General features: G+C 33.5%; 9 protein-coding genes. 4 read left to right on the top strand and 5 right to left on the bottom strand.

Annotated elements, in window-relative coordinates; translation table 11 throughout:
• Nucleotides 1-101 precede the first annotated feature (101 nt).
• Nucleotides 102-5,843: a RemA C-terminal-like gliding motility protein gene (locus LOS89_RS00760; RefSeq protein WP_231835828.1), complete on the bottom strand. Its 5,742-nt coding sequence runs from the start codon at nucleotides 5,841-5,843 to the stop codon at nucleotides 102-104.
• Nucleotides 5,844-6,014: 171 nt separating this feature from the next.
• On the opposite strand from LOS89_RS00760, the gene LOS89_RS00755 reads away from it, so the two are divergent.
• Nucleotides 6,015-6,443 carry a regulatory protein RecX gene (locus tag LOS89_RS00755; protein ID WP_231835827.1) on the top strand — a complete coding sequence of 143 codons (429 nt, stop codon included), beginning with the start codon at nucleotides 6,015-6,017 and terminating at the stop codon, nucleotides 6,441-6,443.
• Nucleotides 6,444-6,581: 138 nt separating this feature from the next.
• Nucleotides 6,582-7,628, top strand: a complete 1,047-nt coding sequence (gene thiL / locus LOS89_RS00750; RefSeq protein ID WP_231835826.1) for a thiamine-phosphate kinase — start codon at nucleotides 6,582-6,584, stop codon at nucleotides 7,626-7,628.
• Nucleotides 7,629-7,905: 277 nt separating this feature from the next.
• Here thiL and LOS89_RS00745 read toward each other — a convergent pair whose 3' ends face one another.
• Both LOS89_RS00745 and LOS89_RS00740 read right to left on the bottom strand, forming a co-directional pair.
• Entirely contained in the window at nucleotides 7,906-9,447 is a 1,542-nt protein-coding gene (locus LOS89_RS00745) for a glycine--tRNA ligase (RefSeq protein ID WP_231835825.1), read from the bottom strand.
• A 63-nt stretch (nucleotides 9,448-9,510) separates the two neighbouring features.
• Nucleotides 9,511-10,290, bottom strand: coding sequence for a DUF8428 domain-containing protein (locus LOS89_RS00740; protein WP_231835824.1), 780 nt, complete (start codon nucleotides 10,288-10,290; stop codon nucleotides 9,511-9,513).
• 61 nt (nucleotides 10,291-10,351) lie between these two features.
• On the opposite strand from LOS89_RS00740, the gene LOS89_RS00735 reads away from it, so the two are divergent.
• Both LOS89_RS00735 and LOS89_RS00730 read left to right on the top strand, forming a co-directional pair.
• Nucleotides 10,352-11,035: a ComF family protein gene (locus tag LOS89_RS00735; protein ID WP_231835823.1), complete on the top strand. Its 684-nt coding sequence runs from the start codon at nucleotides 10,352-10,354 to the stop codon at nucleotides 11,033-11,035.
• 67 nt (nucleotides 11,036-11,102) lie between these two features.
• Nucleotides 11,103-12,704 (top strand): Ig-like domain-containing domain, encoded by a 1,602-nt coding sequence (locus tag LOS89_RS00730; protein WP_231835822.1) that lies wholly within the window; start codon nucleotides 11,103-11,105, stop codon nucleotides 12,702-12,704.
• Here the strand turns inward: LOS89_RS00730 and LOS89_RS00725 are convergent.
• A complete protein-coding gene (locus LOS89_RS00725) occupies nucleotides 12,701-13,465 on the bottom strand; it encodes a nitrilase family protein (protein WP_231835821.1) in 765 nt (254 codons plus the stop codon). The two genes, LOS89_RS00730 and LOS89_RS00725, sit on opposite strands and share 4 nt — an antisense overlap.
• An 80-nt stretch (nucleotides 13,466-13,545) precedes the next feature.
• Nucleotides 13,546-14,307: a succinate dehydrogenase/fumarate reductase iron-sulfur subunit gene (locus tag LOS89_RS00720; protein ID WP_231835820.1), complete on the bottom strand. Its 762-nt coding sequence runs from the start codon at nucleotides 14,305-14,307 to the stop codon at nucleotides 13,546-13,548.
• Between the last annotated feature and the right edge of the window lies 1 nt (nucleotide 14,308).

Here is a 14,308-nt window from a genome sequence, read left to right as displayed (position 1 = left end):
CATGATAGATTGGGGTTCAACAAACAAACTTATAAAAAATAAAATTTTAAACAAAAAAACCAGCATATTTCTGCTGGTTTTTTTAAAATCTTAAGAATGTATTAATAAATAACTTTTTTAATTATTTGCGCACCATTTTCTAAAGTAACATAAATAATTAAAGCACTGTTCGTTTTATTTATATTATTTAAAGTAACCTCAAAAGAATTTACGTTTTGCTTTTTAGAAATTAATCTTCCTAAAACGTCATACAGCAAAACATCTTTGATAGATTCTTTTGTTGATGTAATAGTTAAATCATTTCCACTTGTTATAAAAATAGCATCATCTGAAGTAATAAAATCATCATTTCCTAAAGTTTCATTTGTATATCTTAAAATAAATCTTCCATTAATGATTCCAGACACACCTGTAAAAGAATATGGACTTTGTCTTAAATCATGAATAACACCTAACAATTTATCTTCTACATAAATATTTTGATTGGTAGTTTCAAAAAGACCATCAATAGCTCCAATCGCAATTTTATAAATCCCATTTGATGGTAATTTTACACCTAATGGAACAGTATCTTCCTGAACAAACGGCAATCCTTTTCCTTGAATTGTCATTACTTGATCACCAATTAAAGAATAGAAATTCTGAGCACTTTTATAATCTGTTAATGCATCAAACATTCTATCTTTATCTGAAGTCGCACCATCAACATATGCAACCAAAGTTCTTGTTGTTACATTTGTAGGACTAATTAAATCCAACCAAATTCTGTGTCTTTCAATATCACCACCAACTCCTGCATTTGTAACATTTGCACTTCTATAAAATTGACTATTTGAATAGCCTATATTACGCATAGCATTATTAAATGTAGCAGTAGATGTGGTTGCAGTTCCAGGATTCATCAAAACAAAGAATCCTTGCCCTCCCCCTATTACACTTAATGTACCAGGACCACTTGTTGCACCAGCTCCGTTAATAGCTATATAATCATCCGCTGTATAATTATAAACAAAGTTGTTATAGAATGGATCAACTGTCGAAGTTGGTAAAGTACCATGTGTCCACAATCTTACAAAACCATCCAAGTCAGGATTAGCCGTTAAAAATGAATTAATACTAATTGCAGATGGATAAGGATTTCCAAGTAAATTCCAGTTATCATCTGTTACTGTTCTCATTATACCATTTGGACCAGGAGTTCCCGCATTTAAATCGTTTCCACGAGCAATTGAAGGTGAATAAACACCATTATTAGCAACTCCATTGTTAAAGGTAGCCGTCCAGTTTTGATTAGCAGTATTACTAAATCCGTTTGGCGCTCTTACGATATAACCTTTACCTCCTAACATTGTTGTAGACGCATTTACCCAATTCCCTTCTCCTCCGTTTGGATTAACAATGGTTGGATTCCATTCCCAATGATAATATGCAGGAGTTGCAGGTGAAATACTATTTACATCAAAACCACTAACTGGTGAAGACCAATAAACATAATCCTGAAGTTTTGCTGACGCAATACGTTGGTAAGAAATATTTCCTGTATTAATTCCCGCATCACTTATTTGAACTAATGAACCATTATTTAAAACATTCAAAGTTCCATTAACCGTTAAATCATTTTGAATTTCAACGTAATCATTAGCTCTAATATCTAAAACAAAAGAAGCATTTACAATCAAACTACAACAAGAGAAATTTCCGTTTGCAGTTGTATCATAATTTCCATTAATAATAGCCAATTTAGTTAATGTTGGAACTCCATTTGACCAACTAGTTCCATCCCAAATTGTTGCTCCTTCTTTTACAATTGCCGCTTCTGTTGCGGTATAGCAAGTAGCATCGTTTTCTCTAATTTGACAATAGTATTGATAATTGTTTAACCCTCCTGTTGAAGAAATATTTAAAGTAGTAGTAGTTGCACCGCTGTAAACTCCTCCATTTGCAACTGCTGTCCAACCTGCATTCCCAGGTACATTTACATACCATTGATAAGCTAAAGTGGCACCACCAGCTACACCTTCAGTTCCTGCTACACTTAACGTAGCCGTTGATGAAGAACAACTAGCATTTACATCTACAGGGTTAAGCGTAACTGCAGGGCTATCTCCAGTTCCTGAAGGCGGTACTAATCCAGCGCTTGGGATACATTGACCAGCAACTAATGGTGTTGTACTCCAATCTGTGGCCACGAATGTTGTTCTTGCGCTTAAAGCTCCCGCATTTCTAACCATATAATATCCAGGACCCGGAATGTATGCTTGCACATCGTCAATTACAACTGTACCCGCAGCATTTCTTAATTGAATTTGATCATTTTCATTAAATCCAGCATTTAAATCACCATTAGTTGCATTTCCACAACTAGCAGCATCAACTGTAACTACTCCTAAAGCTCCTGGAGCAATCGACCCAGTTAAAGTAGCATAATTAGACATCGCAGCGCCATAATCCCCAGCTCTATAAATTCTATAATTTGATAGATTTACTGTGGCTGCTGTACCATTATATAAAGTTATAAATCCACCATCACCAGTAAACTCATCATGTAATTCATATATTATTAAATCAGTTGTTATTGGTGCACCCTCACAAGAAGAAATATCTTTAGTAATTACAGTAAATGAAGAATAGGATAGATTACAACTTCCAGCATCTTGTATGACAATATTACCTGTTGTTGCTCCAGTTGGAACAGTAACTTCAATTACAGTATTCGAAATAATATTAAAACTTGCAACTACGCTTTCAAAAGAAACCGATGTTGCTGTTGTAAAACCAGAACCATTAATAGTTACAACAGCTCCAACTGGACCTGAAGTTGGAAAAATTGAACTCACAGAAGTTGTAGGTGTACAAGCATTTATTACCTCAATTGTATAATCTTCAGTAGAACCCCATGAAAAAGTTCCACAAGGAGATATAGTTCCAAGTGTCCCTCCTTCTGTTTGTACAATTCTCATTCTATAATTTCCAATTGGCTGACCTGCTGGAACATTAATTGTAAAGTTTTGAATTACATTGGTATCTGTTAACGTCATTGCTAAATCAACAGTTCCGATTGTTTCATTCGCATCAAGAAAATCGCCATCGTTATTCCAATCAATCCAAACACCACCAGCTCCATCATATTGATTTCCACCATTACAATCTCCAAACTCAACTGTTAGCGTATAAGAACCTCCTACTGCTAAGTCGGCTCTCATAGCCGTATAATTATTTACTCCTGTAGTACAAGCATTTGTTGTATTATTTGAAATCGTACTAGAATATCCTACTAACGTTACATTTTCAATTTCAGAATCAGTTGAGTTTGTTGCTCCAGAAGCACAATATACTAAATTAGGTGTTTGACAAACTTCTATACCATCACTCCATTCTGTACCTCTTCTTACAAAAACTTTATAACAATAAGACAATCCATTTGTTAAGCCAGTAACAGTAACTCCTGTCCCAGTACCTTTATAAACTACCTGATTAGAACTCGAATAAACTGTATTCGGCGCATAAGAAGACCCATCTCCAGAAGGCGTAAATACAACACCACCTTGATTTGCCACCACTAAATATTCATCATAACATGATAAAGGTGTAGGTCTGTTCCAAGTAAGTGCCGATTGCCCACTTGCTACAGAAGCTGACAAACTACTTACTTCTGGCATATCTGCCACAATATTTGTTGTAGGTGTACTCCAAGTACCATTAGTATCAATACCACTTGACCAACCTGTACTTGTATTCCCTCTGTAAGCAACTACTTTAAAAGAGTAATTTGCCGAATTTGTCAATCCTGTAACTAAAACAGATGTCCCTGTTCCTTTATAAACACATTTTCCTAAAGACGCTGTTACTACGGTTGCTAAAGAAAAATCTGAATTTGCTGTATATAAACTTGCATTTCCTGCCACTGCAGCTGTTGCCGCTGGAGAAGTTCCTCCTACCAAAGCAAAAACCATATATCCATCTGGAGCTGAACCTCCTGAAGAAGCTGTCCAAGACAAATCGATAGAATTGTTTCTATAACAAGGAACAATATTCGTTGGATTATTTGGTGCTGTATAATTTACCGTTAAAGTTCCTGGATTTGAAATTACACTCCCACAAGGCGCAGCTCCTGAAACAACACAACGGTAAACATAACCAGTCATTGCAGCTGTTGCTGAAGTGATGTTCAATGCGCTTGTTGTAACATTTGAATAAGGTGCTCCGTTTACTAAGTCAACGAATCCACTTCCTGTATTTACCTGCCATTGATATGTAGGAGTAGTTCCAGTTGCAGTAACTGTAAATGTAGTATTGTTCCCATCAGTTATTGTTCTATTTGGCGGCTGAACTGTAATATTAACCGGTTCAACAACTGTAAAAGACACTGATGCAGTTGCCGGAGACCAACAAGTTCCATTTAACTCTCTTACATATCTAATATAAGTTCCTGCTGTTGCCAATGATGAATAAGAAGATGTAGTAGGATTTGCTGTTGACATCCCACCAGGTGTATTTTGCCAATATATATTTGCATTAGGAGCCGAATAGGTTAAAGTAGCAGCACCACAAGATGGATCAGCAGACACCGTAATTGTACCTGAAGGAGCACTTGGCACCGAATTTACATTTATTGCACCAGAAACATTACTAGTTGCTGAACTACCACAAGCAGCCGTAACCACACAATAGTAATATAATGTCCCAGCTGTTGCCGTACTAGGGGTATAACTAGCACTATTTGTACCAACTGGCGTTCCACCAGAATTTGTTGCCGTTGTATTACTATACCATTGATAAGACAATGTTGTACCTGTAGCTGTCACCGACAAAGCAGTCGCACCAACTCCCTGACACATGGTCTGAGTAGAAGTTGAAGGTTGCGCTGTAATTGTTGCAGAATTCTGAACCGTTAAGTCAACCGTATTATTTGCACCAAAAACCGTAGGATTATTAGAAACTACTCTAATTCTGTAACCTGTTCCTGCAGCAGTTCCTGCCGGAATTGTTGCCGAAATTGTACCTGAAGGATCAACACCAGAAGCTGATAAAGTTCCTATGGCTGTGCCCGGAAAAGCTCCTGATGCATTTGACAACTCTGCTGTAAAAACATTACCCGCATTAAATATTCCTACACTTGTGAAAGGTACTGAAACAGAAGCACCAGTTGAACTGTTTACACAAAATGGACTACCACTTAAACCTGTACCTGTTGTGATCGTGTTTGAGGAAGCTGGAGTTCCAATAATCTCTACATCATCAATACACCAAACTTCTGTTGTATCATTATTCAAAGAATTAATCCTTAAGCCTACCAAAGAAGTTCCGTTTGGGATATTTATAATTAAAGTTGAATAAATTGTTCCATTATTTGTACCTGAAGTACCCGCAACAACTGAATTTGTCCCTGCATTTGTTGTATTTCCAGTTGTATTGTAACCCCATCTTGAATTAGAATTACCATTTACAGCAATATCAGCATTTGCCTGTGTATTGGTTAAAAAAGTTCCTGCATCTAACTTAACAAATGTTCTAATATAATCAGTGGCATCCGCACCATTGGTTGTATTGGTTGAAATACTTGAAACTCTAATTATAACACTAACAGAATTATACCCAGAAACATTTATATCATCAAAGGTTAAAGTACTTGTAGCATTATTGATTTGAAATGATCTCAAACCATTTCTAATTCTTTGATTATTTGGAGTTCCTGTGTTTGTTGTAGAAACTCCACCACCTGTGTTAGTGTAACTCCATGTTGGTGTTGCAGGAGAAGTTTCAAAATCTTGAATAGCGATAGTAGTCTGTCCCCATCCTAAAACCGAGCAAAATAACGCAACAATAAGTAATTTTAATTTCATAACTTTGAATAAAAATATTAGATTTGGTTAAGTTTTACTTCTTTGATTAAAAAAAAGCCTACAAAGGTAAAACATAATTTTTTGTTTACGAAATATTTACTACATTATTAAATTGTTAACGAATTGAAAACTAATAAATCCGCTTTTTCCTTGAAAGAAATCTATGCCAAGATGGAATATTACTGTGCGTATCAAGAGCGTTGTTACAAGGAAGTGGAGGAGAAATTGTATTCGTTTTCGCTAACAATTTCCGAGAAAGAAGCACTCTTAACCCATCTCATCGAAAATAATTTTATCAACGAAGAACGTTTTGCACAAAGTTTTGTTCGAGGTAAGCACAATTATAAATTTTGGGGTAAAAACCGCATTGTGAACGAATTGAAATTTCGAAATATCTCCTCTAGAAATATTCAAACGGCTTTAAAAGAAATTCCAGAAGAAACTTATCAAGAAAATTTTCATCGTTTAGCCGAAAAACATTGGAACAACATCACTGAAAGAAAAGGGCAAAAAAAGAACAAGAAATTTGTGGATTTTTTACTCCGAAAAGGCTATGAAACGAGTTTGATTTATGAAAAGCTGAAGGAATTAGACAATTAGCCAATGAGGCAATGTGCCAATAAAATAATTGACTCATTGGCATTTCGTCTAATTGACACATTGCCTCATTGGCATATCGTCTTATTGACACATTGTCTTATTGACACATTAACCCTATCTTTGCAAAAAAAATAATTCATGTTAGAAGATAAAAATCAAAGCAGAACTAGTTTGGCACAATTAGGCGAATTTGGCTTAATTGAACATTTAACCAAAAACTTTACCATTACTCACGAATCTACTTTAAAAAGTATTGGAGATGACGCTGCTGTTTTAGATTTCAAAGATAAAAAAGCGGTTGTTTCTACTGATTTATTAGTCGAAGGTGTTCATTTTGATTTGGCTTACATGCCGTTAAAACACTTAGGATACAAAGCCGTTGTTGCAAACGTATCGGATATTTGCGCTATGAATGCTACACCAAAACAGATAACCGTTTCGATTGCTGTTTCAAATCGTTTTCCGCTAGAAGCTCTAGAAGAATTATTTGAAGGAATTACATTAGCTTCTAAAATTTACAATGTAGATGTTATTGGTGGCGATACGACTTCATCGCAAAAAGGATTAATTATCAGCATCACTGCTATTGGTGAAGCGAATTTAGAAGATATCGTTTACAGAAACGGCGCAAAAGAAAACGATTTATTAGTAGTTTCGGGAGATATTGGTGCGGCTTATATGGGATTACAAGTTTTGGAACGCGAAAAACAAGTGTTTCAAGTAAATCCTAACAACCAACCCGTTTTAGACGATTACACGTATTTAATTGAACGTCAATTAAAACCAGAAGCCAGAAATGACATTAAAGAATTATTAGAAAAATTAGAAATTAAACCAACTGCCATGATTGATGTTTCTGATGGTTTATCTTCAGAGATTTTACATTTGTGTAAACAAAGTGGCGTTGGTTGTAATTTATACGAAGAAAAAATACCTGTTGACCCACAATTAATCAACGTTTGCGAAGAGTTCAACCTAGATATTACCACAATAGCTTTAAGCGGTGGTGAAGATTATGAATTACTTTTCACTATTAAAATGGAAGATTTTGATAAGATTAAAGGAAATCCAAATTTCACAGTTATTGGCCACATGGTTGAAGCAACCGAAGGTACTCACTTAATCACTAGAGCAAACACAAAAATCGAATTAAAAGCTCGTGGCTGGAATGCTTTGAGTGAATAAAAAACAGAACCGAATTAACTCAAACGTCACTTCGAGTGATTTTATAAAGGAAAAATACTAATTTTTGCTTTGTAAAATTGTATCGAGAACTGCAGCTACGATTCGTTTTCATTAGTTCTCGATACATTTTTCAAAAAATAGCTAAGGCAATTTTATGAAAAACACTCGAAATGACGCTGGTGAAAAACCGAGAGTTCAGAAAATATAAAAACCCCGAATTTCAAATGAAATTCGGGGTTTACTTTTTACTTTGAGCTTTTTACTTTTTACTTCTCAACTACATTTTCATCAACCAGTTTCTCATAGAAACTTCGTTATTGATAATTCCTCTTAATTCAGAAATCTTAACTCTATCTTGTTGCATAGAATCTCTATGACGAATTGTTACCGTTTCGTCTTCTAATGTTTGATGATCTACTGTGATACAAAATGGTGTTCCTAAAGCGTCTTGACGACGGTAACGACGACCTACAGCATCTTTTTCGTCATACGTTACATTGAAATCCCATTTTAAATCCTCGATGATTTTATTAGCTACTTCTGGCAAACCATCTTTTTTAACTAATGGTAAAACCGCAGCTTTTGTTGGCGCTAAAACCGAAGGTAAACGTAAAACTGTTCTTGTTGAACCGTCTTCTAAAGTTTCTTCTTGTAATGATTTTGAGAAAACAGCCAAGAACATTCTATCTAATCCAACAGAAGTTTCTACTACGTAAGGCACATAGTTTTTGTTTTCTTCAGTATCAAAATATTGTAATTTTTTACCAGAATATTGTTCGTGCGCTTTTAAATCGAAATCGGTTCTTGAATGAATTCCTTCTAATTCTTTAAATCCGAATGGGAAATTGAATTCAATATCAGCAGCGGCATTTGCATAATGTGCTAATTTCTCATGGTCGTGGAAACGGTAATTTTCAGCACCTAAACCAAGCGATTTATGCCAAGCTAAACGAGTTGTTTTCCAGTATTCATACCATTTCATTTCTTCTCCTGGCTTCACAAAGAATTGCATTTCCATTTGTTCAAATTCACGCATACGGAAAATAAACTGTCTTGCAACGATTTCATTACGGAACGCTTTTCCTGTTTGTGCAATTCCAAAAGGAATTTTCATTCTTCCTGTTTTTTGCACATTTAAGAAGTTAACAAAAATACCTTGAGCTGTTTCAGGGCGAAGATATAAATCCATTGCATTTTCAGCAGAAGCACCTAATTTAGTACCAAACATCAAGTTAAATTGCTTAACATCCGTCCAGTTTTTAGAACCACTTTCAGGACAAGCAATTTCTAATTCTTCGATTAATGCTTTTACATCAGCTAAATCTCCAGAATCTAAACCTTTTGCCATTCTTTGTAAAATAGCCGATTTTTGATCTAAATATCCTTTTACTCTTTCGTTTGTAGTTACAAATTGAGATTCGTCAAAAGCTTCACCGAAACGAGCTTTTGCTTTTTCAATTTCTTTTTGCGCTTTTTGATTTAATTTTTCGGCATAATCCTCAATTAAAACATCAGCACGATATCTTTTTTTAGAATCTTTATTATCAATTAATGGATCATTAAAAGCGTCAACGTGACCTGATGCTTTCCATGTTGTTGGATGCATTAAAATTGCAGCGTCTAAACCTACAATATTTTCATGCATTTGCACCATTGATTTCCACCAATATTCACGGATGTTTTTCTTTAATTCAACACCATTTTGTGCGTAATCATAAACCGCACTTAAACCATCGTATATTTCGCTTGACGGAAAAATAAATCCGTACTCTTTTGCATGCGAAACTACATTTTTAAAAATATCATCTTGTTTTGCCATACTGCAAAAGTAAAAATAGGAATGAAATAACGAAAAGAAATTGTAGAATAAAAATAAGAATTATTAATATTCGAAAATTGTAGTACCAATTTTAACAAAATTGTGATAAATATTGATTTTGTATTTACCTCTTATTGTCTTTTTTTGTTCCAAATCAACATAAGTACAAACATCCGTATCTTGTCTTTGGTAATTAGCATTTACTGAAGCACTATATTGTAATTTAACATTAGTGTCAGACTCTACAGAAGTATTGCCAACTGAAATGATTTGATTTTTTGGATTAACCACCTGAATGTAAACTGTCTTATTACCGGTGTGAACCAATTGATTCTCTTCTAAAGTAAAACAAACTCTCAATTGTTGAATTTTGGCTTCACTCATATTGTATGCATCAGAATAGATTTTAACTCCTTTTGCATTTACATTCATTGCTGATAATTGAGCAATTTTTGACGAAGCTTTTGCAGTTGGTAAATTTGAATTAACCGTATTTAATTTAGCTACAAAACTTTTTGCATTTTGTTGTTGTTTAGCATAAAAAACGATTGAATCTTCAATGGTGTTGAACTTAGAATTACTCTTTTCATTTTTGCCTGATTGAGCAAAACGAATCTGATCATTAAATCTAAGACTATCAATTTTAGTTTTGATACTTAACGAATCGTATTTGTGAAGAATTTCTGTAAGCTGACTTTCTAATACTTTATTCTCTAATTCAGAGTTTTCTACGTATTTGTTAAAATCATCAGAAATTTTGTAATACTTAACACTTAAGAACAACGACAAAAGCATCAAAACTAAGATGCTGATTTTTGTTATTTTGTTCTTTCTAAGTGCCATTTTGTTAACTTTTTTATAAATTTATTCAAAAATGTTAATGTTAATATAATTAATCGATAAAATGCTAAAAAATCTGATAAACTTACTTTTCCCAAAACTCTGTATGGGTTGTAGCGCTTTATTACTAAATAATGAAAAAATTATCTGCACAGAATGTAACCACGGTTTACCATACACCAATCATCATATTTTAGAGAACAATGATACAACAAAAAAATTTTATGGCATAATTCCTATAGAATTTAGCGCTTCAATGTTGTATTTTCATCATAATGGAATAGTTCAAAACTTGATTCACAATTTAAAATATAGAAAACATCAAGAAATTGGCTCTTTACTTGGAAAATGGTATGCAAAAGATTTAAAATCGGTTTCAAAAATCAAAACTATAACCGAAATTATCCCAGTTCCGCTTCATGAAAAAAGACTGAAAGAAAGAGGTTATAATCAAATTACCACTTTTTGTGAAACATTATCAGAGGAATTAAAAATTCCATACAATCCATCACTTCTTTATCGAAACAAATATTCCAAAACTCAAACCAAAAAAGACAAAGAACATCGCAAGGAAGTTACAAATGAAATTTTTGATGTTAATTATAACGAAACCAATCATAACAAGCACTTTTTACTTGTAGATGACGTTATGACTTCGGGAGCTACTTTAGAAGCTTGCGCAAAAGCTTTACTAAAAATCCCGAATAGCAAAGTAAGTATTGTAACAATTGCGTACACCTTATCTTAAAAATTACTAAAAATCGTATGTTTGCACTAATTATAGTTGTTATTTTGTAACACCATTATTTGAAAGAATGACAAAATTTAAAAAAATAGCTTTTTTACTAGCAAGTCTTTTATTATTAACAAATTGTGCTAAAAGGGGAACCATTACTGGTGGTGCTAAAGATACTATTGCTCCAAAAATAGTTAATAGCAGTCCTAATAATTTTTCAACTAATTTTAAAGGAAACGAAATTAAAATCAATTTTGATGAGTTAATTAAAATTAAAGACATCAACAAACAATTGATTATTTCTCCGCCAATGAAAAAACAGCCTATTGTTGTACCTCAAGGAAGCGCTAGCAGATTTATTTCCATTAAAATTTTAGACACTTTACAACCAAATACTACGTATAGCTTTAATTTTGGCCAAAGTATAACCGATAATAATGAAGGAAATCCGTATTCGCAGTACAAATATGTATTTTCTACTGGAAGTTATGTAGACTCACTAACTGTTGTTGGAAAAGTTAAAGATGCTTTTGAACAAAATCCTGACAATTTTGTGAGCATAATGTTATACGATGCTCAAACGTTTACTGATTCTACCGTTTACAAGCAAACTCCACTTTACGTTACAAACACTTTAGATAGCTTAAAAGTGTTTTCACTAGAGAATCTTAAAGAAGGAAGTTATAGAATTGTTGCCATGAAAGACAAAGCAAGCAACAATTTATACAATCCAGCAGTTGATAAAATAGGCTTTTTAGACTTCCCAATTACAATTCCAACTTCAGATATGTTTGAACTAGAATTGTTTCAGGAAAAAAAGCCTTTTAAAGCAGACAAACCTACACAAGAAAGCAACAACAAATTATATTTAGGTTACGAAGGCGATTTCAAGAATACAAAAGTTACCGCAACATATCAAAACAAAGAAGTTCCGATAAAAATCACCAAATTCCCAGAAAAGAACAAAGACTCTGTACAAATTTTTTATCCAAATGTAAAAATGGATTCACTACAAATTACAGTTTCAAATGGTGATTATTCAAAATCCTTTAACTCTAAACTTAAAGATCTTAAAGAAGGTGATACGTTAAAAATTGAAAAAAAATCGGCAAGTCTTTTAGCTTTTAGAGATCCGTTGGTTTTAAAATCTTCTACGCCAATTGTCAGTATTGATAATTCCAAAATCAATTTAAGAAATAAAGATTCTGTAGACGTTAAATTTACATCGCGATATAACGAATTCGATCAAGAAATTATTTTCGATTTTGACAAAGGTGAAGACGAAAAATATAAAATGGAAATACTTCCAGGGGCTTTTGTTGATTTTTATGAAAAACCGAATGATTCTTTGAAATTTAATGTTACAACTAAACAACTTGCTGATTACGGAAATCTGAAAATAAATCTGGAAAATGTAAAACGCTTTCCGGTTATAATTGAATTATTAGACAAAAAAGAAGTTTTATACAAAGCCATCACAACTAAAGAATCTAGTGTAAGTTTTGATATTATAGAACCTAAACTTTACACTATTAGAATCATCTATGATGACAATGCAAATGGTGAATGGGATACTGGAAATTACTTAGCCAAAAAACAAGCTGAGGAAATCATTTATTTTCCAAAACTAATAGATGTCAGGGCAAACTGGGATGTAGAACAGGATTTTATCTTGAATTAGCGGATTTCAAAAGCATCCATATCGTTTAAGAAGTTAAATCTTGCTCTTGCATCATTTTGAGAAGTTTTATCCAATTCAACGATGAAAACACCTAATTCTTGTTCGCAATCTACAAGTGTATTGCCTAAAAAATCAAATGTTTTTGAATGGCCAGGATATTCGAGTTGATTCGCATCTTCTCCTACTCTATTAACGCCAATAGTGTAACACATGTTTTCTATTGCACGAGCTTTTAAAAGTGCATCCCAAGCAGCAATTCTAGGCTTTGGCCAGTTAGCAACATAAAGTAGTAAATCATACTTTTCAACATTTCGAACAAAAACAGGAAAACGCAAATCATAACAAACTTGTAAGCAAATATTCCAATTGTTATAATTTACAATTACTTTTTCTGTTCCTTTTGCATATACTTTTTCTTCACCAGCTAAGGTAAAAAGATGTCTTTTGTTATAAAATTGCACTTCTCCAGAAGGAAAAACAAAAACCATTCGGTTATAAAAATTATCATTTTCTTTTATAACCAAACTTCCGGTAATGGCACAAGTTTTCTTTTTAGCCAATTCTTTCAACCAAGTCATTGTTTCACCGTCCATAGTTTCAGCAACTGCGTATGGATTCATGGTAAAACCAGAAGTGAACATTTCGGGCAACACAAACAAATCAAATGATTCGTCCTCGTTTAAGAAATACTCCTCAATGAATTTTCTATTTACCATTGGGTTTTCCCAAGCTAATTTGGTTTGAAAAAGTGCGATTTTCATGACTATTAATTTGGTTTAAAAGTACAAAAAAACGCATCCAAATAAATGAATGCGTTTTATTATTATGAAGCTTTACTGAATTATTTCAAAGAAGCTTTTAAGTATTCTCTGTTCATACGAGCAATGTTTTCTAATGAAATTCCTTTTGGACATTCGATTTCACATGCTCCAGTATTTGTACAATTTCCGAATCCTTCTTCGTCCATTTGACGTACCATGTTTAAAACACGTTGCGTTGCTTCTACTTTACCTTGTGGCAATAAAGCATATTGTGATACTTTAGCTCCAACAAATAACATTGCAGAACCATTTTTACAAGTCGCAACACAAGCTCCACAACCAATACAAGCTGCTGCTTCAAAAGCTTTATCAGCATCGACTTTAGGGACTGGAATTGAATTTGCATCAATTGTATTACCAGAAGTATTTACCGATACGAAACCTCCTGCTTGTTGAATTCTATCAAAAGCACTTCTATCAACCACTAAATCTTTGATTACTGGGAAAGCTTTACTTCTCCATGGCTCAATATAGATAGTATCTCCATCTTTGAACATTCTCATGTGTAACTGACAAGTTGTAATTCCAGTATCAGGTCCGTGAGCACGTCCATTGATATATAAAGAACACATTCCACAAATTCCCTCACGACAATCGTGATCAAATGCTACTGGTTCTTTCTTTTCATTAATTAATTGCTCGTTTAATTGGTCTAACATTTCCAAAAACGAACTTGCAGTAGAAACATTATCTAATTTATAAGTTTCCATGCTTCCTTTAGAATTTGCGTTTTTCTGACGCCAAATTTTAAGGTTTATATTGATGTTTTTTGCTGCACTCATA

This window comes from Flavobacterium channae, assembly GCF_021172165.1.
Classification (GTDB): domain Bacteria; phylum Bacteroidota; class Bacteroidia; order Flavobacteriales; family Flavobacteriaceae; genus Flavobacterium; species Flavobacterium channae.
Note: the sequence above shows the minus strand (reverse complement) of the source record. Positions and strands in the feature narration are given on the sequence as shown.

Bases quoted from the DNA above. Each gene is read 5' to 3' on its own strand.
- LOS89_RS00760 (WP_231835828.1), bottom strand. From the start codon at position 5,843: ATGAAATTAAAATTACTTATTGTTGCGTTATTTTGCTCGGTTTTAGGA.
- LOS89_RS00755 (WP_231835827.1), top strand. From the start codon at position 6,015: ATGGAATATTACTGTGCGTATCAAGAGCGTTGTTACAAGGAAGTGGAG.
- thiL (WP_231835826.1), top strand. From the start codon at position 6,582: ATGTTAGAAGATAAAAATCAAAGCAGAACTAGTTTGGCACAATTAGGC.
- LOS89_RS00745 (WP_231835825.1), bottom strand. From the start codon at position 9,447: ATGGCAAAACAAGATGATATTTTTAAAAATGTAGTTTCGCATGCAAAA.
- LOS89_RS00740 (WP_231835824.1), bottom strand. From the start codon at position 10,290: ATGGCACTTAGAAAGAACAAAATAACAAAAATCAGCATCTTAGTTTTG.
- LOS89_RS00735 (WP_231835823.1), top strand. From the start codon at position 10,352: ATGCTAAAAAATCTGATAAACTTACTTTTCCCAAAACTCTGTATGGGT.
- LOS89_RS00730 (WP_231835822.1), top strand. From the start codon at position 11,103: ATGACAAAATTTAAAAAAATAGCTTTTTTACTAGCAAGTCTTTTATTA.
- LOS89_RS00725 (WP_231835821.1), bottom strand. From the start codon at position 13,465: ATGAAAATCGCACTTTTTCAAACCAAATTAGCTTGGGAAAACCCAATG.
- LOS89_RS00720 (WP_231835820.1), bottom strand. From the start codon at position 14,307: ATGAGTGCAGCAAAAAACATCAATATAAACCTTAAAATTTGGCGTCAG.